The following is a 22,777-nucleotide window of genomic DNA, read 5'->3' as shown; positions in this document are numbered from 1 at the left end:
TTTTTAATTTTTAATAAATATTCTAATAAACTTACTAATTATTACTATAAGACCAATAATAATTAGTAAAAATCAACAGATAAATACTAATAAGTCATTTTTTAAAAATATATAATTTCAATTCTGATGCAATTATAATATTATTATCAAATTATAACATCTTGATTCACAATAAAATATGATTTTAAAGATGCCATTGCCATCATTTTACTTAGACGAAAGCAAACCATATCCAATTTAACCAATAGTTGTTTTTATGAGCTTTCAGTTATACATTTAGTCTTTATTAACTAACTAACTGACTCATTTATTCAACATGAAAAGACATCTACTCTTTTTACTGTGCTTTATTGTGCTCTGTACAGAACACGTTTTTGCACAAAACCGAACCGTAACTGGTACGGTAACCGCCAAAGAAGACGGCCTCCCACTGCCCGGAGTAACCGTTAAGGTAAAAGGCACCACCATCGGCACACAAACTTCGGGCGATGGTAAGTTTTCTTTAAGTATTCCGGGCAATGCCACATTGGTTTTCTCATTTATCGGATACGCACGGCAAGAAATTGCGGCAACAGGCACGGTGGTAAACGCAAAGCTCGAAACATCATCTAAAGAACTTGGTGAAGTTATTGTAACAGGCGCATTGGGCTTAACCAGAACCCGCAACCAGCAAGCATATGCTGCACAACAGGTTTCGGGCGATGAGGTGAGCAAACAGCATTCATCAAACTTTGTAAGCGGCCTTCAGGGTAAAGTATCGGGCTTGGAAATTCGCCAGAACAATGGCCTGGGTGCTTCAACCAACGTTGTATTGCGGGGTAACAAATCAATATTCAGTAATAACCAGGCTTTATTTGTGGTAGATGGGGTTCCGTTTAATAACGGTGCGCCTTCAAGCTCAAGCAACCTGGCGGGTGGTAACTTAAACTCGGCTGATCAAAAAACAGGTAGAGCCGGTTATGACTACGGTAGCCCCGTAAACGATTTAAACCCGGATGACATTGAATCGGTAACTGTTTTAAAGGGCGCTGCTGGTAGTGCCTTGTATGGTTCGCAAGGTGCAAACGGTGTAATTGTTATTACTACAAAAAAAGCAAAAAAAGGCTTAGGTATTACTGTTAATGCCGGCGTAACAGTTGGTTCAATCGACAAATCAACCTTCCCCACTTATCAAAAAGAATACGGTGCCGGTTACGGCCCAGGCTATGAAGACCCAACAGGTTATTTCTGGTATCGCGATATTGACGGCAGCGGTACAAAACAGCTTATAACCCCGCTTACTGAAGATGCTTCATACGGAGCCAAATTTGACCCGAATTTAAAAGTATACCAATGGAATGCTTTTTATCCGGGCTTATCAACCACTGGCCAGGCTACGCCATGGGTAGCTGCTAAAAACGATCCTTCAACGTTTTTCCAGCATTCGGTATCAAACAATCAAAGCATATTTATAACCAATGCAAACGATAACGGATCTATTAAATTTGGCTACACCCGTAACAATGATGTAGGTATTTTACCAAACAGTAATATCCTTAAAAACGCAGTCAATTTTGGCGGCACCTATAATGTAACCCCTAAATTAACAGTAGGCGCTAACATAGATTATACCCGCACCGATGGTTTGGGCCGCTATGGTACCGGTTATACATCTGATAACTTAATGACCAACTTTAGGCAATGGTGGCAGGTAAACACCGACATTAAACAGTTAAAAGATGCTTATTACGCAACAGGCGAAAAAAACGCGACCTGGAACTTATCTGATTTTAATGACCCTACTGCCATTTATTGGGATAACCCTTATTTTGTTCGTTACCAAAACTACGAGTCGGACAGCCGTAACAGGTATTTTGGCAACGTTAATGCAAGCTACAAAGTAAACAGCTGGATCAATGTTACCGGCCGTGTTACTGTTGATAACTGGAACTCTTTACAGGAAGAAAGAAGAGCTGTGGGTAGCACAGGCGTATCAAGCTACACCAGGAGAAACCTGGGCTGGAATGAAACCGATTACGATTTACTGGCCAACATGGATAAAAATCTATCGAACGATTTTAACCTCAAAGCGCTGATCGGGACTAACATTCGTAAACAACGCTACCAAAGCATATATGCTACCACTAACAGTGGCCTGGTTGTGCCGGATGTATACGCGCTAACCAACTCTTTAGCTGCACCCGCTGCGCCGCTTGAAGATGACCAGCGCAGGGAGGTTGACGGTATTTTTGCCGGTGCAACCCTTACCTGGAAAAAAATGCTGGTATTGGATGGAACCATCAGAAGAGATGTATCATCTACCCTGCCAACAAACAACAATACTTTTTATTATCCATCTATTAACGGTGGCTTTGTATTCTCTGAGTTGTTGAAAAATCAATCATGGTTATCCTATGGAAAAGTTAGATTAAACTATGCCGAAGTGGGTAACGATGCACCGATCTACAGCTTGTATACTTATAATACTTTGGGTACGCCAATTAATGGCCAGCCACAAGCTAACATAGCAACTACCAAAAGCAACCCGGACCTGAAACCTGAGAAATCAAAAAGCAAAGAAGCGGGCCTGGAAATGCAATTTTTTAAAAACCGTTTAGGATTTGATGCTACTTATTACGAAAACAAAACCATTAACCAGATCATTCCGGTAACTGTTTCTCCGGCATATGGTTTCCTATCTCAGTATTACAACTCTGGTACCGTTCAAAATAAAGGTATCGAAGTATCATTAAACGGTACACCAATCCAGTCAGAGAATTTCTCATGGAAAGTAAATGTTAACTGGTCGAGAAACAGAAGTAAAGTGGTAGAATTATTTACAGACCCTGCAGGCAACGCCATAACCAATATACAAACGGCTTCGTTTCAGGGTAACGTAACACTTAATGCTACCCTAGGCCAGCCATTGGGTACATTACGTGGTACAGATTTTATCTACAAAAATGGGCAGAAGGTTATTGGCGATGATGGTTACTATGAGCAAACTTCAACAGCTAACAACGTTATCGGTAACGTAAATCCAAACTGGATTGGCGGTATCGGCAACACATTCAGATTCAAAGATTGGACTTTTAGCTTCTTAATTGATGTTAGAAAAGGTGGCAGTGTATTCTCACTGGATACTTACTATGGCATGGATACCGGTTTATATCCTGAAACTGCTGGCTTAAACGACCTAGGCAACCCATCAAGAAGCCCTATCTCTGCCGGTGGTGGTGTTATTTTAAAAGGTATCACAGAAGCAGGCACGCCTAACACAGTACGTGTTGAAAACACCGGAACAGGTTTATACGGATATGAGAATAACCCACAAAAGGCGTTTGTTTATGATGCCGGCTTTGTAAAATTAAGAGAAGCATTACTGGGGTACTCATTACCAAAAAGATTTGTATCTAAGCTGGGCCCTGTTAAAGGCATTGACCTTTCGTTAGTAGGCCGCAACCTGTGGATCATCCACAAAAACGTGCCTTACTCAGACCCGGAAGAAGGCTTAAGCTCGGGTAACCTGCAAGGCTACCAGGGCGGTGCATACCCTGCAGTAAGAACCCTATCATTTAATGCGAAATTTAGCTTCTAAGAAACCCAACATGAAAAAAATTATTTGCGCAATGCTTCCCCTGCTATTGCTTGGGGCTTGCAAAAAAGATATAACAGACCTTAATAACGACCCGAAGCACCCTATTACGGTACCAGCATCGTCGTTATTTACACAGGCACAAAGAAAATTAGCCTATACCCTCGCGTCGGCAGATACCTACACCAACACTTTCAGGCTGTTTGAACAACAATGGCAGGAAACCACCTACATTACCGAAAGCAACTACGACATTAAGGACAACGCCATACCTGATGTACAATGGAAAGCCCTTTATACAGACGTACTGGAAAACTTTGAGCAATCTAAACTACGTTTGCCCGAATATGTTACAAATGCAGCAGTAAGCAAAAACGACGCGGCCATTATTGATATTATGGAGGTTTATACCTGGCATTACCTGGTTACTACTTACGGTAACGTACCTTACTCGGCGGCCTTATCTACCGGTATTATCCCCAAGTTTGACGACGCGGCAACGATATATAAAGACTTGCTTAAAAGACTTGATACAGATATTGCAAATTTAAATGCATCGGCAGGTAGCTTTGATGCTGCCGATATGGTTTACAGCGGTGATGTAAGCCAGTGGAAGAAGTTTGCTAATACCATGAAACTAAAAATGGGAATGACAATTTCTGACTATGACGCAGCTTTAGCTAAAACAACTGTTGAGAGCGCTATTGCCGCAGGTATATTTACCAGCAACACCGACAATGCCAATTTTGCATTTGCCAGCTCTTATCCAAATACCAACCCCATATGGGAAGATCTTGTGCAAAGCGGCAGACAGGATTTTATAGCCGCTTCTACTATTATAGATGCCCTGAAAGCGAACAGCGACCCACGGTTGTCTCAATTTTTTACAGTTGACGGTAACGGTGGCTACAGTGGTGGTATAGTTGGTAAAAAAAATAGCTATGGCGCGTTTTCTAAACCAAGTACCATTGTTACTGCACCAGATTACCCTGGCTTGTTATTAGATTATTCTGAAACTGAATTTAACCTGGCAGAGGCTGTAGAAAGAGGCTTTAGCGTAAGCGGCTCTGCTCAAGACCACTATAACAATGCGGTTACTGCATCTATCCTATTTTGGGGTGGTTCGGCTACTGATGCTGCTACTTACCTGGCCAACCCAACTGTAAATTATGCTACAGCTACAGGTAATTACAAACAAAAAATAGGCACCCAAAAATGGCTGGCCTTATACAACCGCGGCTGGGATGCCTGGACAGAGAACAGACGGTTGGATTACCCTCAATTGGTGCCCCCGGCAACGGCGGTTAGCAGCTTCCCGGTACGGTTAACGTATCCTGTTGTTGAACAAAATGTTAACGGAGCCAATTATGCGGCCGCTGCTGCTGCAATTGGTGGCGATGCTGTAACCACTAAATTGTTCTTCGATAAATTTTAATTATCTAGTCACACCCGTTCTTTATACCAGTTAATGTTAGAAAGGTAGCTGCCCGTAAATGGGCAGCTACCTTTTTTATGTATATCTGCATCTGTCTCCTATTTTAAAACAATAAATGTTATATTTTGCATTACGCCAAACATCTTAAGTGTTTTATCCCTTAGTCAATAAGTCCATAGCCCCTATATGCATCAACCCAAACCTCTGTACATCAATTTCATATCAGAGTTTATTGGCACAGCCTTATTGCTGGCCGTAGGCTTAAGCTTTGTGATACTGGATTGGGGAAAGGGCTCCATTGTGGCGCACTATATACCATCTCTACAAGCACGCAGGCTACTTACAGGCTTTTTATTTGGCTGCACAGGCTGTGCGGTTACCCTATCGCCGGTGGGCAAAATAAGTGGGGCACATATTAACCCGGCTGTAAGCATCGCTTTCTGGCTTCGGCATAGAATGAAACTCCATGCCTTAATTGGCTACATCATTAGCCAGATGCTGGGTGCCGTTGTAGGCTGTATCCCGCTTTTATTATGGGGGCAACAAGGCAAAAGTGTAGGCTATGGTAATACACTCCCCGGCATAGGCGGTAATATGGGGGCATTTTTGGGCGAAGTTATCACAACCGCGGCCCTTATACTGGTAATATTTGTATTTGTGGGCAGCAAAAAGCTGCGGAACTACACACCTTACACTATGCCATTTTTATACAGCTTTATGGTTTGGGCAGAAACTGCCTACTCTGGCTGCAGCACGAACCCGGCCCGTAGTTTTGGCCCTGCGGTGGTAAGTAATACTTATACCGGTTACTGGATTTTTTGGGCAGGCCCCCTAACAGGCGTTATTGTGCTCACAGCAATTTTTAAGATATGCCGCCTGCATAAATATTACCACATTGAGGCTGCCCGGATGAGCCATCATAATGAGCCCATCAATTTAAGTTTAAAATCGGCCTAAATTACCTCAATTAGGAATTTCCCGGAAAGTTAGCCGCTTTTTCAAGCTTTGTTCATGATACATGCTTATCCCCCGCTTTAACGCCCAATGTATTATTAAAATCAGTAGCCTGTATTTCTTTCAGGGTCAGGTGCCTATAGCCATTCCACTGGTTTCGATCGGATTGATTATCATTTTTTCCAAAGCGTTGCGCAAGTAAGCTATGCGGTTTTTGCCTGGCAAATACTTTGATTTTTAAAAATATAACAATGTCCTTTAACATGGTTGTTTCTGTTTATGTTGTATACATTGCAACATGGTTTATAAATGCATGCTGTACTGCAAGCATTACGCACCAAGCAATAAAAACGCTGGGCGCAAACACAGCGTAGCCCTAATAAATAAATTTTCTTTTTTACCCAGCGTTTTGCGGCCGGGCTACGTAGTATTATTTGAATTGAATAAATATTGATCTACCGGAACTATCTGAATGAACCTTTTTGCTAAGCCACAATCAAGGCTGATCAAAGGCTGCAAAGCCAATGAGCGCCCGGCGCAGGAGGGTTTGTATAAGCTGTTCTATGCCGAAATGCTGCGCATATGTTACCGCTATTTAAAATCGGACCAGTTGGCGAATGAGGCTTTAAATATTGGCTTTTTAAAGGTATTTCAAAACATTACACTATACGAGGAGCAGAAAGGCGAACTGGGTGCTTGGATCAGAACCATTATGGTTAGAACCTGTATAGACATGGTACGGCAGGAAACCCGGTTTAACGATTTAAAAACAGAGCTTGAAGACATCGATGATGTATTTGTATCGCCTGCCATACTAAACAAATTATATGCAGATGATTTACTTAAGCAAATAAGACTGTTGCCCCATGCTACACAGTTAGTTTTTAACCTTTCGGTGTTGGATGGTTACACGCATAAGGAAATTGGCGAACAACTGCATATCAGCGAAAGTACTTCGCGGTGGCACCTGTCTGAGGCTAAAAAACAACTCAGGACACTGTTGAGCCCGCCCAATAAAAGCATTAACTCACCTACTGAAAATATCAAAAAGCCCAAGTGAAAAATTCAGCATGGTATCATAAACTGTGGCGCAAAAAATTAAGCGAGCTAACTCTGAAAGAGGAAGACGAAGCCGCATGGGCCAATATGCGGGCTTTGCTTGATGAACAATTACCTGTTGATCCTTTAATTAAAACTCCGGCTTCGTCCTCATTAGGTAAATTATTTAAGGGTGTTGCTTTTATAATAGTTACGGTTGTACTACTTGGAGTTACTGCTTATTGGCTTACACAATCATCAGCCATTAAAATTAACAGGAAACAACAGGCTCAATCTGATACTAATTGTACAACTGTCAGAAACCGGGATCACAACATTTCGGGCAATAAGGCAAGCGTTAATATCTCTGGTGATACTTCAATAAATGCATCGTCAACCGATAAAGAAAGCACTATAGCTAAAATAGCAAATCAAAATATAATAACTGCTAAATCCAACCTCATTGCCAAAAGCAAGGGCACAAAAACCACACCCAATACGGCTTTATCTAAAAACAGTAATATTAAGCAAGGTTTAACTGCTGTATCTTCAAAGATTAACAACAATATTTTACAACCAGTAAGTGGCGGGCAACAATTTGCCAACAACGTACAAATAAGTAAGGGAAAGCAACATCAGTTGTTATTAAGTAGTCAACCCGTCACCTCATGGAATAAGGGCTTTAATCCCCTCCAGCATGGCCATACCGGGGCCAAAAAAAGTAATAACTATAATAAGGTTACAAAAAAGCTAACTGGCTCATCCAGAATTGATGCGGACATCATAGCAGCAAACCAACAGCAAAATACCACCATCGAAACTAATACTGCCGCCACAACAGTTGCAGAAAAAGCAAACGGAACAGCCGACAATGCCATCGGTTCATCCAAAATAGATATGGGCAAACCGGTGACCAGTCAGCAAACGGCTAAATCTGCCAGGAATAATGCGGGCAAGGCACAAAAGTTACCGGGAGCAAAAACAGTTAAGAATAACACGGCTAAAAACAAGCAATCAGCCCCAATCAGCAATCCATTATATAATTACGGCTTGGAAGCCGGACTGAACTCCGGGCATAGTAATAGCAACCTATATGTTGGGGGTTTTGGCACTTACACTTTAAGTAAAAGGGTATTGCTTAATGCCGGTCTCGGGCTCCATATTTCCAAATCAGTTTCAGGCGAATATTCGGGTGCGAGTTATTACCGGCCGGATAGCCTGCCCTCCTTTAAGGTAATGGATTCGCGCAAGTTGCTGATATTGGATATCCCACTGACTTTAGAATATCGTTTATCAAACCTCATCAGTTTTAATGCAGGGACGGTAATTAGCATCCCGCTAAAACAATCGGGCATCAATTACAAATACGGGCCGATTGTTGATGAACGTGATACGGTATATCATACCAAAACCATTGATTCTACCATGCGGCGTACTATGGTTAGTAAAGTAAATTTCGGCGGCACAGTAGGCATTACCTTCCGTATTAAGGAATTTAACATTGACGCCCGTTACCAGGTAATTACGCCTTATAAATTGAGTAACGGTTTTGGGTCTTACAGCCAAAGTGGCAAAAGCTTTCAGATTGGTATTGGGTATAGGTTTAAATAGCGTTATTACTTTAAAATGCGGGCAATGGCTTTGCCCCAAAGCACACCTAATGCAGCCGCACCCTTTTCGTTTGGGTGCAGGTAAAATATGCCACTCCGGCCATTCTCTGCGCCAAGGTCTGTGAGGTAGTTCTTTTTAAAGTAGTTGTAACCGTCATTATCGCCCAGGAAAACATGACCCGGATTGCTGCTCTTATATTCCTTTACCAACAACTTAATTTCGGGGAAATAACTATTCAATCTTTCGCGGCCTTCTACCAGATAAGTAGAGCCATTATGGGTACTATCGCTATACCATATCGGGCGGTGTAAGACTATTTTACATTCGGGATATCTGGCCAGCAGGCTATCTGCAATTAACTTGATATTAGTGTGGTAATATGCCGCGGCAACCGGTGCGCCGTTAGGGCCTTTAATAGCGCTATCATTGGTACCCAGCATAACAGAGAAAATAAGCTGAGCCGATTTATCAGCATAAAAGGCATCGGCAGCAGCGATAACTTTTGGGTAAGCCTTTTTTGTAGCCGGTAAAAAATCAACAGTAGTAAAACCGCTTACCCCCTGGTTATTGCACTGCACAGTACCAATACCTAACTGGTTTAGGTAGTTAACTGCAATTACAGGCGGGGCTTGTGTTTCGGCAGCCTTTAAACCCGCCCCATGCGTAATACTATCGCCAATAAAAACGATATCAATATTGCCCGGCTTAATTATAAAAGAGCAGCAAACAAGTGCGATAATACAGTAGGTAACAGTTAATTTTTTATTCAACATATTTTATATTGTATTAATTGCAATACTTTTCTATAGCTGCGTCAATTGAACTGTTACCACCTAAGGCTTTAGCCTTTTTCCAGTCTTCGCATGCCCAAGGGATATTACCAAGTAGCATTTTACACATTCCTCTTCTATAAAGGTTATCTACATCAAAAGGCGTGCGCTCCAAAGATATATCATAATAATAAAGTGCTATTGCATATTCTTTAGCATTAAATGCATCATTGGCCTTGCGCGTGGCAAAGTATGCAGGCATCATTATATCAGAAGTAGTATATCTTAAATTTACCATCATTAGTGCAGACACAGGATTACCGTTCAATATAGCAGGTTTCCAATCCTTCCTAGCCTGATTGAAGATCTTTATAAACCGTCTGTTAAATTCATCATCAATACCCTCAATTATTTTAACACTATCTGCAATACCAGCCTTAGTGACTATAAAGCTTGCAGCCAGGTGTCCTTCCCTATTATCCATACTTATCCTTTCGTGTATTCCATTAGACAGATAGCTCTGAAAACTTATTCCTTTGTAGATTGGATAAATTTTAGGACTGGAATTATAAATAGTATCTATTAATTTTATAGAATAAATATCACTTGGACGTAACTTGAAGTTAGCTTGATACTTTTCTTCCGGAATAAAATAAAACTTCAGAGCATCCGGATCATCAAAACCCTCTCTACCTTTTTGTAATAAAACAAGTTCATTTTTATTAACAGTTTCAATATGAAACGTATTCATCAAATTACCTTCCGGAGTTTTAAAAAGTAAAAATCCATCGTTAATATCAAATGAAATCTCATCGCCTTTATTATAATACAATGTTGATGTATTAAGTTTATTAGGCTGTGAAAATGTATACTTTAGATATACATTTTTCAATACATGCTCATCTGGCAATTCGGCATCATCTCTAAATGTTATCTTATTAATTACCCAAGTTCCGTAGATGTTACTTTTATTGATCTGAGCAAAAACAGCATTACTTAAGATAACAAAGCATATTAAGTAAAAAAATTTCATGATATAGGGTTAGGCTTATTATTAGGAAATCATCAATCAATCAGCACCACTTCGTCCTCATCATCAGTTAAACTCAACTGGATATTGTCGCTGCCGGCAATACCTTCTATCGAACCTTTTATATGGGCTGCACTTAGCAGTACTTTTTCGAGTTGTTTTTCGCGGCTTTTCCAGAGTTTTTCCATGGCTTCGCGCTCTTTTAATATCGACATACGCATGCTCATAAAACCTTCGCGGATGGCTTTCCATTGCTCAGAGAATTCATTACTGGTCAGGAAGTCGTACAACAGGTGCATCTTATCACCCTTGTTTTCCTGCGAACGCATGATGGCCGAAGCCTTGATCACAGTATCTCGCAAAATGTAAGCCACCGGTTTAACCTCATCGAAAGAACAGATCCAAACCCCATCTTTTTCGCCGAAGCAATCCATATCTTTTGGATATACCTGGGTTACAATAACAGCTACATCGGCACCTGTGTTGCGCATATCTTTTTTCAGCTTCTCAATCCATTCGTTAGAGAATGCACTGGTACGCTTACTTTCATAAATAATCCGGCCACACTCCTGCCCAAACTTATTCCTAACCGTTTGGATACAATCTGCGCCTCTTACACCCTTACCCACTTCGCCAATTTCATCAAAAGGGAAGTTGGTGCGCAGCAGTTCTTCCAAAATTAGTTCCTGTGCTTCGCCTTGTATTTGCATCGAGCCTTGTTCGGCCTTGCGCTTCATTTCTTCGGCCAGTTTTTTCTGGGCTTCCAGCTGCATTTCCAGTTCCTTCATCCGCAACTGGTTCTCGGTATCTTTAAGGTTATGTTTATCGGTTTCCTGCTTACGGATCTGCTCGGCCAAATCGTTACGCTGCTCGTTTAATTTGCGCTGCATTTCCAGCTGCATTTCTTCTTCCCTTTGTTTTAGGGCTTGTTCTTTTTGCAAAAACTCCAGTTCTTTTAAACGGCTTGCCTTCAGTTTCTCTTCGGTGTCTTTAGCATTGCTGTGCAGCATCTGCATTTGGTTTTCAAAATCTTCTGCAATGGTTTTGCGCAGGTTTTCTTCCAGGGTTAACTGTAATTGCTTTTTCTCGTCGGCCAAACGCTGGTCGAACTTTACCTGCTGCTCTTGCTGGCGGGTATTAAAATCGTCTTCTTTTTTACGAAACTCGTCTTCTTTTTGCCGGGTATATTCCTGCATTTTAACACGAAGCTGCTTTCTATACTCCTCGGTCATCACTTCCTCAATTGGAAATGCATGACCACAACTCGGACACTTTACTTCTGTTGCCATGGTTAAAAACTATAAGCTGGGATACTGATCTGATTATAGGTTAAAGATAGGGCTTTTGTTAATATTTTTAGCAAAATTTAGTTTTAGCGGCAGTTTGGTGGCAGCGATAATGTAGTATTAAATGCCTAAATTCACTGGTATGTAAAGGTTTAATAAGTGTACAGCGATGTTCAATAAAATAATTAGTTTCGGGTAAGAATTTGGATTTATTTAAAACAACCTAAAATGTTTCTTATCCACAATCGTCATTACCAATACAGTGCTTATTAATTAAAGTATAAATGCAAACCAATACCCCTAAGCCAACCAGCAAACCGCCCGGTGTTTTCAGCTTACTAAAGCCCTATATGGGCCTGGTTATGTTGCTGTTATTATTCGCTTTGTTAAGTAACGGCATTAACCTTTGGTTACCGAAAATTATTGCAAACGGGATAGATGATTATAGTAAAAGACTGTTTGTATTTACAGACATTATTAAAAAATTCTCGCTTGCCGTACTGCTAATCTTTATTTTTGGCTACCTGCAAACGGTGATTCAAACCTACGCATCAGAGCGTGTAGCGCGCGATTTAAGACAGAAACTCTCTGATAAAATATCGCGCCAAAGCTATGCCTTTATTGAGCAGGCCAATCCGTCCAAATTGTTAACCAACCTAACTGCCGATGTTGATTCGATCAAGTTATTTGTATCGCAGGCATTGGTTTCCATTGTATCTTCTTTATTTATTATCATCGGCGGCAGTATATTATTGCTTACCATTAACTGGAAGCTGGGCCTTGCCGTTATTGCCATTATCCCTATTATAGGTGGTACGTTTTTTTATGTGCTGAAAAACGTACGTGCGCTATTTATAAAAAGCCGTGGCGTAATAGATCAGCTGAATAAAGTAATTAACGAAAGCATATTGGGTGCCGCCTTAATCCGCGTAATTAACTCTCAACAACTGGAATACCATAAATTTCTGGAAGCCAACACCGAAGCCAAAGACTACGGCTTAAGAATACTAGGCTTTTTTGCCGGTCTTATTCCCATTGTAACTTTTACCGCTAATATGGCAGCTTTAACCATTTTGGTAATGGGCGGCCACTTTGTAATTACCGGCAGTATGACGCTTGGTAGCTTTGCAGCCTTTAACAGCTACCTGTCGCTCATTATCTTCCCCATTTTTGTGATCGGCTTTATGAGTAATATCATTGCGCAGGCCACAGCCTCATTTCAGCGTATTAACCTGGTTTTAAATGCCCCTGATATTGCAGCCGCAGGCACCCTGAAAGAAACCCTGCGCGGCGATGTAGAACTAAAGCATGTATCGGTGAATTACGGGCAAAAACCAGCACTGAAAGATGTATCGCTAAAAGTACCTGCTGGTTCTAAAATTGCCGTCATCGGCCCTACAGCAGCCGGGAAAACACAATTACTTTACCTGCTTACCGGCTTAATAAACCCGGCAAGCGGCAATGTATTATTCGATGGCCAAGGCATTAATACTTACGATAGCGAATCGTTCCACAGCCAGGTTGGCTTTGTATTTCAGGACAGCATTATCTTTAATATGAGTATTCGCGAGAATATTGCTTTTAGCGATACCGTTACCGATGAATCATTGGATAAAGCAATTGATACGGCCGAGTTACGCGGCTTTATTGATGGCCTGCCTGATAAGCTGAATACCATTGTATCCGAACGGGGTTCCAGCCTTTCGGGTGGGCAAAAACAGCGTATTATGCTAGCCCGCGCCCTGGCTGTTAACCCGAAGGTTTTATTGCTGGATGATTTTACCGCCCGGGTTGACAATAATACCGAGAAGAAGATCCTGACTAATATTCAAAAAAACTATCCCGGTTTAACGCTGATCTCGGTTACCCAGAAAATAGCCTCAGTTGAGCATTACGACCAGATTATCCTGTTGATGCAGGGCGAAATTGTGGCCAGCGGCCTGCACGACGAATTAATGAAGACCAGCACCGATTATGTGCAGATCTTTAACTCGCAGCAAAGCACCAGCAATTACGAAACCGGTATTACCCATTAATTTACTGCTCCCCTAAGATGAATTACGATTTAAATAAACTAAGCAAAGAGCAGCAAAAAACATCAACCTTTGCCGGGCTCAAAAAGCTGTTCCAATTAATGGCGCATGAAAAGCGGACATTGATTATTGCGCTGTTTGCCATATTAACAAATTCTACGCTTAACTTATTAGGCCCCCTTATTATAGGGCATACCATCGATAAATACGTACAACATAAAGATTATACCGGGGTGATCCACAACGCCATCATCTTGTTTTGCATGTACTTGGTGGCTTTATTTACCAGCTATAAGCAAACCACACTGATGGGTGGCGTGGGCCAACGCATGCTGTTTACCCTGCGTAACTCGATATTTAACAAGCTGCAGCAATTGCCGGTGGGTTTCTTTAACCAAAACAAAGCCGGCGATCTGATTTCGCGCGTAAATAATGATACAGACAAGCTGAATCAGTTTTTCTCGCAATCTCTGATGCAGTTTATCGGCAATATCTCTACCATGATAGGTGCCGGGATTTTTTTACTTCTCATCAATATCGAACTTGGTGCTGCTGCCTTGTCGCCTGCCTTGGTCATCCTTTTCCTCACCTTGGTTTTATCGCCGTGGATTAAAAAAACCAATGCCCTGAACCTGAAAAGCGTGGGCGGTATGAGCGCCGAGATACAGGAAAGCCTCAACAACTTTAAGGTGATTATTGCCTTTAACCGCCGCGATTATTTCAGGAAACGTTTTGATATCGCCAACCGCGAAAATTATAAAACAGCCATTGGCGCAGGCCTGGCCAATAACGTGTTTATACCCGTTTATGGCTTATTTGCTAGTATTGCCCAACTGATTGTGTTGTCGTTCGGTATTTACCTCATCTCTATCGGGCAGTTCTCTATTGGTTTGCTGGTGAGTTATTTATCGTACGCTAATAACTTTTATAACCCACTACGCCAGTTGGCCGCATTGTGGACCAACTTCCAGGTAGCAATGGCAGGTTGGGACAGAATTTCGCAGATCTTATCGCTCGAAACAGATTTGCCCATGATAACGCAAGGCATTGTTGAACCATCGGCCGCATTGCTCGAGTTTAGGAATGTGCATTTTGGGTACGATGAAAGCCGGGAAATATTACATAACATTAGTTTTAAACTGGAGCAGGGTAAAACCTACGCTCTGGTTGGCCCTACAGGTGGCGGTAAAACTACTACTGCTTCGCTAATTGCCCGTTTGTATGATCCATCTAAAGGATTGATACTATTGGACGGAAAAGACATCAGAACGTATACGCCGGAAGAGCGCAGCCAAAAGATCGGTTTTATATTACAGGAACCTTTCCTATTCACCGGCACGGTAAAAGAAAATATTTTATACGGCAACAAACTGTATAAAGACTATACTAACGAACAGTTGGAAAAGGTAATTACAGATGCCAACCTCGGCAGCCTGCTGGCCATTTTTGAAAGTGGACTGGAAACCCCGATCATATCGGGCGGAGATAGCATTAGTCTGGGTCAGAAGCAATTGATCGCCTTTATGCGCGCCGTGCTGCGTAACCCGCAGATATTGATTTTAGATGAAGCCACCGCCAACATTGATACCATTACAGAAAAGCTTTTAAGCGACATCCTGAACAACTTGCCAGCAACCACAACACGGGTAATTATTGCTCACCGTTTAAACACCATTGAAAATGCCGATGAGATCTATTTTGTTAATTCGGGTGAGGTAATTAGAGCGGGGTCTTTGAATGACGCGATGGATATGTTGTTGCAAGGGAAACAGGTGAGTTAAGAGCTTATAATTGAACCTGATTACCACAAGGGGGACCCTTGCGGTAGCAGAGGGGGTTGGTTAATTATTTGCGGTAGCAACCGTGGAAGAAGTTTATGAAAAACGAAGATTATATCCCTAAAAATATTAATGATGTTGCAGCGGTTGAGCGTCTTAAACACTTGCCATTTGAACTTGTCAAGGAAGATGTTTCAACATTGCTGGAATGGCTTCAGGACGGGCATTGGGGTGTTGCTGAAGGAATTGCCGAATATTTGATACCACATGTTAATGAAATAACACAGGAATTAGTGTTTGTTTTAAATACAGACGATGGCATGTGGAAGTATTGTATTATTTACATTTTGATCGCGCGATCTAAAGATAAACTTGATCCTGATTTAATAAAAGCGCTAAGTAGGATTGCCGAGCATCCTTCAAGGATTGAGGCTGAAGACGCTGTTGATGAAGCAGCAAAAGATATAATTACAAATAAGGTGTTATGTGGTTAGTTTGCTCGCCATCGCTACCGCAAGGGTCCCGGTTTACCACAAGGGGGACCCTTGCGGTAGCAAGAGAGTTAATTCTGTAAAAATGAAACTGAGATATACAATTCAAAAAACTTCAATTTTGAGTACCTCGATCTTAAATGAAAAAATAATTTTAGTCCTAAAAGAGCTCGACTACGCGTTGATAAAAATCGATAGCAATTTCATCAGTTTTAATCTTGAAGGCTGGGGCTCTACGGCTAAACAAGTCGGCAAAGTGAATGGTGGTACATTCGAAATAACTTTATCAGATAACGAAAGAATTGTAAAATTTGATTATTACTTTTCATTTACCTTACAGTTATTTCTAATCCCTGTCTTTATTGCATTAAGTTTTTGGGAAGGAATACCATTTTTAATTTTATCTATATTTGCCGTTATTGTTTCAATAATTGGAGTTTTTATCGCAAAAGCAAAATGTCAGGAAATTCTTATTCAAATAACGGAAACTAATTTATAAGGCAGGCCCATCGCTACCGCAAGGGTCCCCCTTATGGTATTTTCAAGCTGCAATAACTAAGCTGTAATCACCGTTACCAATCCTTTATCCCGCCATAATCACGGGCACTACTATGCAAATATTCTCCGCTACCGCAAGGGTCCCCCTTGTGGTGTTTCAAGCTGCAATAACTAAGTTGTAATCACCGTTACCAATACTTTATTCCCGCCATAATCACGGGCACTACTATGCAAATATTCGTAATCAAAATCAACAAAACCTGCAACAACAGGGTTGTTATGTATATAGTCAATTTTCTGTTCAATTACCTCATTGCTCCACAACTCAATTGGCTTATTATGTTGCTGCCAAAATTGATTCTTAGGATTATTTGAATTAAGCTGCCCAGCTTTTCTAAATGAATTCAGCAACTACTCTTTTCTGCTTTCCTGTATATTATCACTTATCAGGCTTATTATTTCCTTCGATGTATAAGACTTAAAATCCCTCAATAATTCTTCAGGCTTCTGAATATTTGATTTGAATACCAAGTGGACATGACTTGGCATTATACACCAACTATATATCTCCATGCCTTTTTTCTCCACACAATAGTTCAGATTATTTACAAGGCATTCCAAATATATCCTTCGTACAAATACATCAATCCAAAATACAGTTGCAAAACTTACAAAATAAAGGCCTTCCGGATTATGGAACTTGTAATTTCTACTCATTGAATAAAATATCTATTTAAGAACTTTTATCATTTACAAAAGGGAGAACCTTGCAATAGCTTCTAACCTGTATAACTTACCAGAAGGGGGACCCTTGCGGTAGCGCCTGTTAAAAAAATAAATATCTACTTCACAAACACATTTAACACCAACACCCCCCCCAACCCAATCACAGCAACCAACGTTTCCATCATCGTCCATGAGCGGAGGGTATCTTTGATGCTGAGGTTAAAGTATTCTTTGTAAAGCCAGAAACCCGAATCATTTACATGCGATAATACCAGGCTTCCTGCCCCTATCGACAGCACCATTAAATTGGGGTTTACGTGGTACTGCGTTATCATCGGCGCAACAATGGCGGCGGCAGTTAACCCGGCCACGGTGCTGGAACCTAAGCTAATGCGGATAATAGCGGCTATGAGCCAGCCCATAATCAATGGTGGAATGTTCAGGGTTTGGATCTGGTCGGCAATAATGCTGCTTACACCGCTATCTATCAATACTTGTTTAAACGCACCGGAAGCGGCTATAATCAGTAAAATTACGGCAATATCTTTCAAGGCATCAACATAAACGGCGCTTAAGGTGCTCATCTTTTTACCCCGGCTTATACCTAATAAAAACGTACCAAAAATCAATGCAATAAGCATTACAATGGCAGGGTCGCTAATAAAAGCTACCAGTTTATTAATAGCCGGGTCCTGGACATTTAAACGCGGATATATAGCCGCAAGCATCAGCAAAATAACAGGCAGTAATGCGGTTATAAAACTATTGAACGCATTCGGCATTTCGGCTTCAGACAAATCTGCCGCCCGGAAGGTGGCCAATGGTTCTGATTTTATACCTTTCAACGTGCGTGCATATAGCGGCCCGGCAATAATAATGGTAGGAATGGCGATAATGATACCATAAATAAGCGTCATCCCCATATCAGCATGAAACAGTTTTACCAGGGCGGTTGGCGAAGGGTGCGGCGGTAAAAAGCCATGTGTAACAGACAAGGCTGCCAGCATGGGCAGGCCAATATATACGGCGTTAATTTTATACTTATACGAAATAGAAAATATCAGCGGGACTACCAGCACAAAGCCAATACCATAAAACAAGGGGATACCTACTATAAAACCGGCTATTACTAGCGCCCATTGAATATTTTTTTCACCACCGGTTTTAACCAGTACATCGGCTATTTTTTGCGCAGCGCCACTTGTGGCAATCAACTTACCCAGCATGGCGCCTAAGCAAATAATAATTAGCAGCGAGCCCATTGTATCGCCCATACCTTTTTGTACAGATGCGCTCACTTTATCTAACGGGATGCCCAGCGCCAGCCCGGCAATTACAGACACAATTAACAAAGCCAGAAACGGGGTAACTTTAGCCCAGCTTACCAGTAAGACGAGCAAAATAATGCAAAGCAAAATGGTCAGTAAGGCCATGATATTAATAAAGGTTAAAATACGGTATTACTATACGGCTTGGTTACCATATTGGCTAAAGTAGTAAAATCCTTGCAATTAGTACTGTGGCACCAGCCCGGTTTAATAGAAATACTCATTTATGATTTGTATTATTGATGAAACAAATTATTACTGATATGGACCTTGAGATCATCTCTTTACGAACATTTATCGGTTCAAAAGACTTTAGCATTTCTAAATCTTTTTATACCGATCTGGGATTTCAGGAAATAACACTTTCCGCAAGCTTGTCTCTTTTTCGGCGCAATGAGTTTAGCTTCTACCTTAAGGATGCCTATGTGGAAGATTGGCTTAACAATACGATGCTTTTTATTGAAGTTAAAGATGTAGCGGAATGCTTTGAGTGGCTAACTAGCCTGCAACTCCATAAAAACTATCCGGGTGTGAAGTTAATCCCCATCAAGAAAAACGATTGGGGAGATGAATGTTTTGTTCTTGACCCAGCAGGGGCATTGCTGCATTTTGGGCAGTTTCGTTAATAATTCAATATATGCCCACTATTATACAGAATCACACCTATCTGTCGTATAACTCACTCTTTTACCGCCGTTACCTGCGAGCCGCCCTTGTCAACGGTTTCAAAAGTGATTTGCTTATCTGTAAGTGAAGAAACAAAGAAGGGAAAATCGCGGCTTTGGCCACCAGGTAGCAGCTCATGCATATTTAGGTTTTTGCCCGAAATTTTGTACGACCCGTGCGATAACAGCTTGCCGCCCCACATGATATTAAAATTACCGTCTGCTTTAATCTCAATATAAGGTTTGTTCTCTTCCAGCTCGGCAGTGGTTACCGTATCTGGCGGGCTGCTGTTAGGTACGCCCACTTTTACATATTTCCATTTACCCTGCAATGCTTTGGTATCCAGGCCTGTGCTACAAGAGGTAGCAAACATTACTGTAAAACCAATAATAATCAGCAGCACGTTTTTCATAGGCGTGAAAATAGGAATTATACCTTAATGATAAAAGCACGACAGATCCACATCGGCATACAGCAGCATCCCTGATCAGAAACGCTGCTGTATCAATAGTGGCTTATGCCCTGTATTTATTTTTTAAGCTTTTCTACCAATACATTAAAATCGACGCCGGCAACCGGCATTTTTTTCCATTTATTATTTTCATACTGCCAGGTACCGCCGTTAAACAAGCCAATAAAAAAAGAAGGTTCCGCAACCTGTTGGTTATCCAGCCATTCTATGGCTACCAGGATAGTACCTTTTACTTGAATTTCGTAAGGTGCCAAATCTACATTGATCCTGTTTTTTCCTTTGGGCATGCTGCCAATAATGGTTTGTTTAACCAGGCTCTCGCCGGGTATAGCATTATTAAATTCATACACGTTAACCTTAAATTTCAGCGTGTCGCTGCTCCGGTTTTCTACGCCGAAGTTAAGTTTCAATAATTTAACTGTTTTACTGCCGGCCTTCATTTTAATGCCAATTTGCTGGCCCTTTATTACGGCAAAAGTACTATTACTTGTACCTGTGCGGGCTTTATTGCCAATAGTAGTAGTATGCTGCGCGTAAGCAGCAAATACAGAAAGCAAGATGACTGAGGTAAAAATCATCTTCATTTTTAACAAGGTTGGTTTGTGGCTCATAGGAGTTATTGTATTTTATTATTATCTATAAGCAAGATGATAGATCCGGCCGTTTGGTTGCATGAGCCATTTAATTTATTATTAGAGTGAGTGTTAACAACCATGTTAATAAATATTAGCTATTAAGAAAAACATATACAATTACGAAAACGTATTAATTGCTTATTAAAGCCGTTCGTTTACCATATGCAGTCACTTCTTCAATACAGAATGCAGGAAGAGCAACTGATTTCTAAAATAAAAAGTCAAGAGGCTGTTTTGCGCAAAAAGAAAACGCCAAATGTTGAATCTGTTTTAGACAATATTAAAAGGCTGCAAATTGATTTGGCGCAAAAGCAATTGGAGATTGAGAAGATATTGAATTACGAACTTAAAAAGCTTGTTGAAGCAATTAGAACCAAATAGTTTAATGATATGAGAGACATGATAAATTCAAAGCAAGACCAGGCTAAACTCTACAACATTAAAAAAGCCGTTAGCCTGTTAAAGCAAATTAAAGACACGCCGCGGGATGTTCAAAACAAAATTCAGCGCTCGCTGGCTGTGCTGTTAGAAGAAAAACTAAAAACAGAACAAAAGATCATTTATAAACGGGCCGATTAATTACTCCGGCAACTCATACATATAATATGGGCATTGGTAGCCAGCCTTAACCAATATGGGTTTGGCCACATTGTATACCTTAATAGTACCATTAATATTTCCCTCCAGCGTACCTGCATGTGCATGGCCATGAAAGCAAGCGGTTACTCCTTTACGTATCATTGGTTCAACCAAACGCGATGAACCCAGAAATGGATAAATAGCCTCAGGCTCCCCTATTACAGTTGCCTTTATGGGTGCATAATGTAAAACGGCAATTTTATAATGCACCATTGGGTCGGCCGCTAATTTATCCAATGCCCGCTCCAGGTGCAGGGCTTCATCTACCGCTTCCTGCACAAATGCTTTCATGGCGTTTTCGCCAAACATGCTCAGCATATGGTTATCAAAGCCTCCGCCAAAACCTTTTATCCCTGCAAAACCAACATTACCAATAGTTATCGATTCTCCATCCAATACATGCACATTCTGGCTTTGTATGGCCTTCCGGATGAGTTTCTGCCTGCCCTTTTCATAATCATGATTACCCAATACACAAACCACAGGAATGGTGCAGGCTAGCAGCTCTTCAGCCAATAAAGCAGCTTCATCCTCGTCGCCGGTATCGGTTAAATCACCACATATCAGCAATACATCTGCATTTAACGATATCTCTTTAAAATAATCTGTCCATTTGCCTTTGTCTGTTTCCCGCACATGTAAATCGCCAACGGCAGCTATCCGGGTTACTTTGGTCTCTTCCATAAGTTATACGGTTATTATGGTTTTATCCGGGTTTTATCAAGGCCATGCAAACCTATCTACACAACTAAAATTGGTGTGTTGTGTTTGCCTGCGCCCTGTAAACAAAAAAGCGGCGGCGGTTATTCAAATCCACTGATGCAAAAGCGGAGAGCAAACCGGGAATTCCCGTAGGCATTTACCCACCCGGTGTTAATTAGTGCAGCGATAGAAATTAATTGCTTAAGCGAAAAAAAGAGACAGGATGTAGTTTAAATATTTGATTTGCTGTGTGCTAAACTATTACATTAGCACAATATGTAATTAAGTATGGCAACGTCATATTTATCCCCAATGCCTTTACACCCAATAATTACAAGCCGGCTATATTACCGTTATCCGGTAAATATTAAAAATTTTTAGGTAGCATTTTGTAACATCGGCAACACTGCTGAGTTAAAATATAAAAACGTTTTTATGTTAAGGAACGATGAAATAGACTATCGCATTTTTGGCGAAGAGATGCAATATGTAGAAATTGAGCTTGACCCCAATGAAAGCGCAGTGGCCGAGTCGGGTGCTTTTATGATGATGGATGATGGCATACAAATGCAAACCATTTTTGGCGACGGCAGCACCCAGCAGAGTGGCGGCGGCCTGGTTGGTAAACTGTTTAGTGCGGGCAAACGTTTGCTGGTTGGCGAAAGCCTGTTTATGACTGCCTTTACAAACGTAGGCATGGGCAAAAAACGGGTGAGCTTTGCATCGCCGTATCCCGGTAAAATTATTCCGCTCGACTTGGCCCAATTGGGCAATGCGGTAATTTGCCAGAAGGATGCTTTTTTAGCAGCAGCAAAAGGCGTATCCATCAATATAGAATTTCAACGCAGATTGGGTACCGGCCTTTTTGGTGGCGAAGGCTTTATTATGGAGCGTTTAGAGGGCGATGGTATGGCCTTTATGCATGCCGGCGGCCACGTTTTTGAACGCGACCTGCAACCCGGCGAAGTTATTAAGATTGATACCGGCTGCCTGGTTGGCTATACGATGGGTGTTGATTTTGATATCCAGTTTATTGGCGGTATCCGCAACAAGCTGTTTGGCGGCGAAGGCTTCTTTTTTGCAACCCTGCGTGGCCCCGGTAAAGTGTGGA

Annotated in this window: 23 protein-coding genes; 13 read left to right on the top strand and 10 right to left on the bottom strand. The window is 41.3% G+C overall.

Going from position 1 to position 22,777, the window contains the following annotated elements; all coding sequences use genetic code 11:
• Positions 1–316 precede the first annotated feature (316 nt).
• The 3 genes from RG47T_RS02590 (at position 317) to RG47T_RS02580 (ending at position 5,966) form a co-directional block, all read left to right on the top strand.
• Positions 317–3,577, top strand: a complete 3,261-nt coding sequence (locus RG47T_RS02590) for a SusC/RagA family TonB-linked outer membrane protein (protein WP_074487909.1) — start codon at positions 317–319, stop codon at positions 3,575–3,577.
• 10 nt (positions 3,578–3,587) lie between these two features.
• Positions 3,588–5,009 carry a SusD/RagB family nutrient-binding outer membrane lipoprotein gene (locus tag RG47T_RS02585; protein WP_074487908.1) on the top strand — a complete coding sequence of 474 codons (1,422 nt, stop codon included), beginning with the start codon at positions 3,588–3,590 and terminating at the stop codon, positions 5,007–5,009.
• Between the two features lie 186 nt (positions 5,010–5,195).
• On the top strand, positions 5,196–5,966 hold the full coding sequence (locus RG47T_RS02580; RefSeq protein ID WP_074487907.1) for an MIP/aquaporin family protein: 771 nt from the start codon (positions 5,196–5,198) through the stop codon (positions 5,964–5,966).
• Positions 5,967–6,018: 52 nt separating this feature from the next.
• On the opposite strand, the gene RG47T_RS02575 is transcribed toward RG47T_RS02580, so the two are convergent.
• Complete coding sequence (locus tag RG47T_RS02575; RefSeq protein ID WP_074487905.1) at positions 6,019–6,228, bottom strand: hypothetical protein; 210 nt, start codon at positions 6,226–6,228, stop codon at positions 6,019–6,021.
• A 207-nt stretch (positions 6,229–6,435) separates the two neighbouring features.
• Here RG47T_RS02575 and RG47T_RS02570 point away from each other — a divergent pair, with 207 nt between their 5' ends.
• Positions 6,436–7,023 (top strand): RNA polymerase sigma factor, encoded by a 588-nt coding sequence (locus RG47T_RS02570; protein WP_074487904.1) that lies wholly within the window; start codon positions 6,436–6,438, stop codon positions 7,021–7,023.
• Positions 7,020–8,612: a porin family protein gene (locus RG47T_RS02565; protein WP_074487903.1), complete on the top strand. Its 1,593-nt coding sequence runs from the start codon at positions 7,020–7,022 to the stop codon at positions 8,610–8,612. The genes RG47T_RS02570 and RG47T_RS02565 overlap by 4 nt, the downstream gene beginning before the upstream one ends.
• Before the next feature lie 5 nt (positions 8,613–8,617).
• On the opposite strand, the gene RG47T_RS02560 is transcribed toward RG47T_RS02565, so the two are convergent.
• From RG47T_RS02560 to RG47T_RS02550, 3 genes are read right to left on the bottom strand one after another with little or no spacing between them, the layout of a single operon-like run.
• A complete protein-coding gene (locus RG47T_RS02560) occupies positions 8,618–9,385 on the bottom strand; it encodes a GDSL-type esterase/lipase family protein (RefSeq protein WP_074487902.1) in 768 nt (255 codons plus the stop codon).
• A gap of 13 nt (positions 9,386–9,398) precedes the next feature.
• Positions 9,399–10,415, bottom strand: a complete 1,017-nt coding sequence (locus RG47T_RS02555) for an energy transducer TonB (RefSeq protein WP_074487901.1) — start codon at positions 10,413–10,415, stop codon at positions 9,399–9,401.
• 32 nt (positions 10,416–10,447) lie between these two features.
• Positions 10,448–11,701 (bottom strand): DUF2130 domain-containing protein, encoded by a 1,254-nt coding sequence (locus RG47T_RS02550; RefSeq protein ID WP_074487899.1) that lies wholly within the window; start codon positions 11,699–11,701, stop codon positions 10,448–10,450.
• A 281-nt stretch (positions 11,702–11,982) separates the two neighbouring features.
• On the opposite strand from RG47T_RS02550, the gene RG47T_RS02545 reads away from it, so the two are divergent.
• The 4 genes from RG47T_RS02545 (at position 11,983) to RG47T_RS02530 (ending at position 16,499) form a co-directional block, all read left to right on the top strand.
• Positions 11,983–13,734 (top strand): ABC transporter ATP-binding protein, encoded by a 1,752-nt coding sequence (locus RG47T_RS02545; protein ID WP_074487898.1) that lies wholly within the window; start codon positions 11,983–11,985, stop codon positions 13,732–13,734.
• Positions 13,735–13,751: 17 nt separating this feature from the next.
• Positions 13,752–15,512 (top strand): ABC transporter ATP-binding protein, encoded by a 1,761-nt coding sequence (locus RG47T_RS02540; protein ID WP_074487897.1) that lies wholly within the window; start codon positions 13,752–13,754, stop codon positions 15,510–15,512.
• Between the two features lie 95 nt (positions 15,513–15,607).
• Positions 15,608–16,003 carry a DUF5071 domain-containing protein gene (locus RG47T_RS02535; RefSeq protein WP_074487896.1) on the top strand — a complete coding sequence of 132 codons (396 nt, stop codon included), beginning with the start codon at positions 15,608–15,610 and terminating at the stop codon, positions 16,001–16,003.
• A gap of 82 nt (positions 16,004–16,085) precedes the next feature.
• A complete protein-coding gene (locus tag RG47T_RS02530) occupies positions 16,086–16,499 on the top strand; it encodes a hypothetical protein (RefSeq protein ID WP_139235622.1) in 414 nt (137 codons plus the stop codon).
• Positions 16,500–16,669: 170 nt separating this feature from the next.
• Here RG47T_RS02530 and RG47T_RS26570 read toward each other — a convergent pair whose 3' ends face one another.
• The 3 genes from RG47T_RS26570 to RG47T_RS02520 form a co-directional block, all read right to left on the bottom strand.
• Positions 16,670–16,909 (bottom strand): hypothetical protein, encoded by a 240-nt coding sequence (locus RG47T_RS26570; RefSeq protein ID WP_245770774.1) that lies wholly within the window; start codon positions 16,907–16,909, stop codon positions 16,670–16,672.
• Complete coding sequence (locus RG47T_RS26945; RefSeq protein ID WP_262493240.1) at positions 16,910–17,215, bottom strand: transposase; 306 nt, start codon at positions 17,213–17,215, stop codon at positions 16,910–16,912.
• 125 nt (positions 17,216–17,340) lie between these two features.
• Positions 17,341–18,657 carry a GntT/GntP/DsdX family permease gene (locus RG47T_RS02520; RefSeq protein ID WP_074487892.1) on the bottom strand — a complete coding sequence of 439 codons (1,317 nt, stop codon included), beginning with the start codon at positions 18,655–18,657 and terminating at the stop codon, positions 17,341–17,343.
• 158 nt (positions 18,658–18,815) lie between these two features.
• Between RG47T_RS02520 and RG47T_RS02515 the strand changes: the two genes are divergently transcribed.
• Complete coding sequence (locus RG47T_RS02515; RefSeq protein WP_074493065.1) at positions 18,816–19,178, top strand: VOC family protein; 363 nt, start codon at positions 18,816–18,818, stop codon at positions 19,176–19,178.
• Between the two features lie 53 nt (positions 19,179–19,231).
• Here the strand turns inward: RG47T_RS02515 and RG47T_RS02510 are convergent, their stop codons facing one another.
• Positions 19,232–19,630 carry a hypothetical protein gene (locus RG47T_RS02510; protein ID WP_074487890.1) on the bottom strand — a complete coding sequence of 133 codons (399 nt, stop codon included), beginning with the start codon at positions 19,628–19,630 and terminating at the stop codon, positions 19,232–19,234.
• 116 nt (positions 19,631–19,746) lie between these two features.
• Positions 19,747–20,301, bottom strand: coding sequence for a hypothetical protein (locus tag RG47T_RS02505; protein WP_074487888.1), 555 nt, complete (start codon positions 20,299–20,301; stop codon positions 19,747–19,749).
• Between the two features lie 210 nt (positions 20,302–20,511).
• Between RG47T_RS02505 and RG47T_RS02500 the strand changes: the two genes are divergently transcribed.
• Together RG47T_RS02500 and RG47T_RS02495 are read left to right on the top strand one after the other, a co-directional pair.
• Positions 20,512–20,706, top strand: a complete 195-nt coding sequence (locus tag RG47T_RS02500) for a hypothetical protein (RefSeq protein ID WP_074487886.1) — start codon at positions 20,512–20,514, stop codon at positions 20,704–20,706.
• 9 nt (positions 20,707–20,715) lie between these two features.
• Positions 20,716–20,904 carry a hypothetical protein gene (locus RG47T_RS02495; RefSeq protein WP_139235623.1) on the top strand — a complete coding sequence of 63 codons (189 nt, stop codon included), beginning with the start codon at positions 20,716–20,718 and terminating at the stop codon, positions 20,902–20,904.
• Here the strand turns inward: RG47T_RS02495 and RG47T_RS02490 are convergent, their stop codons facing one another.
• Positions 20,905–21,648 (bottom strand): metallophosphoesterase family protein, encoded by a 744-nt coding sequence (locus RG47T_RS02490; protein ID WP_074487883.1) that lies wholly within the window; start codon positions 21,646–21,648, stop codon positions 20,905–20,907.
• 453 nt (positions 21,649–22,101) lie between these two features.
• Here RG47T_RS02490 and RG47T_RS02485 point away from each other — a divergent pair.
• Positions 22,102–22,777 (top strand): AIM24 family protein (locus tag RG47T_RS02485; RefSeq protein WP_253187486.1); only part of this gene is annotated, 676 nt, incomplete at its 3' end.

It is taken from the genome of Mucilaginibacter polytrichastri (genome assembly GCF_001911425.1).
Taxonomy (GTDB): Bacteria; Bacteroidota; Bacteroidia; order Sphingobacteriales; family Sphingobacteriaceae; genus Mucilaginibacter; species Mucilaginibacter polytrichastri.
This window is presented reverse-complemented; position numbering and strand designations above follow the sequence as displayed.

Coding starts and splice junctions, on each gene's coding strand:
- RG47T_RS02590 (WP_074487909.1), top strand. CDS start 317: ATGAAAAGACATCTACTCTTTTTACTGTGCTTTATTGTGCTCTGTACA.
- RG47T_RS02585 (WP_074487908.1), top strand. CDS start 3,588: ATGAAAAAAATTATTTGCGCAATGCTTCCCCTGCTATTGCTTGGGGCT.
- RG47T_RS02580 (WP_074487907.1), top strand. CDS start 5,196: ATGCATCAACCCAAACCTCTGTACATCAATTTCATATCAGAGTTTATT.
- RG47T_RS02575 (WP_074487905.1), bottom strand. CDS start 6,228: ATGTTAAAGGACATTGTTATATTTTTAAAAATCAAAGTATTTGCCAGG.
- RG47T_RS02570 (WP_074487904.1), top strand. CDS start 6,436: ATGAACCTTTTTGCTAAGCCACAATCAAGGCTGATCAAAGGCTGCAAA.
- RG47T_RS02560 (WP_074487902.1), bottom strand. CDS start 9,385: ATGTTGAATAAAAAATTAACTGTTACCTACTGTATTATCGCACTTGTT.
- RG47T_RS02555 (WP_074487901.1), bottom strand. CDS start 10,415: ATGAAATTTTTTTACTTAATATGCTTTGTTATCTTAAGTAATGCTGTT.
- RG47T_RS02550 (WP_074487899.1), bottom strand. CDS start 11,701: ATGGCAACAGAAGTAAAGTGTCCGAGTTGTGGTCATGCATTTCCAATT.
- RG47T_RS02545 (WP_074487898.1), top strand. CDS start 11,983: ATGCAAACCAATACCCCTAAGCCAACCAGCAAACCGCCCGGTGTTTTC.
- RG47T_RS02540 (WP_074487897.1), top strand. CDS start 13,752: ATGAATTACGATTTAAATAAACTAAGCAAAGAGCAGCAAAAAACATCA.
- RG47T_RS02535 (WP_074487896.1), top strand. CDS start 15,608: ATGAAAAACGAAGATTATATCCCTAAAAATATTAATGATGTTGCAGCG.
- RG47T_RS02530 (WP_139235622.1), top strand. CDS start 16,086: ATGAAACTGAGATATACAATTCAAAAAACTTCAATTTTGAGTACCTCG.
- RG47T_RS26945 (WP_262493240.1), bottom strand. CDS start 17,215: ATGAGTAGAAATTACAAGTTCCATAATCCGGAAGGCCTTTATTTTGTA.
- RG47T_RS02520 (WP_074487892.1), bottom strand. CDS start 18,657: ATGGCCTTACTGACCATTTTGCTTTGCATTATTTTGCTCGTCTTACTG.
- RG47T_RS02515 (WP_074493065.1), top strand. CDS start 18,816: ATGGACCTTGAGATCATCTCTTTACGAACATTTATCGGTTCAAAAGAC.
- RG47T_RS02510 (WP_074487890.1), bottom strand. CDS start 19,630: ATGAAAAACGTGCTGCTGATTATTATTGGTTTTACAGTAATGTTTGCT.
- RG47T_RS02505 (WP_074487888.1), bottom strand. CDS start 20,301: ATGAGCCACAAACCAACCTTGTTAAAAATGAAGATGATTTTTACCTCA.
- RG47T_RS02500 (WP_074487886.1), top strand. CDS start 20,512: ATGCAGGAAGAGCAACTGATTTCTAAAATAAAAAGTCAAGAGGCTGTT.
- RG47T_RS02495 (WP_139235623.1), top strand. CDS start 20,716: ATGAGAGACATGATAAATTCAAAGCAAGACCAGGCTAAACTCTACAAC.
- RG47T_RS02490 (WP_074487883.1), bottom strand. CDS start 21,648: ATGGAAGAGACCAAAGTAACCCGGATAGCTGCCGTTGGCGATTTACAT.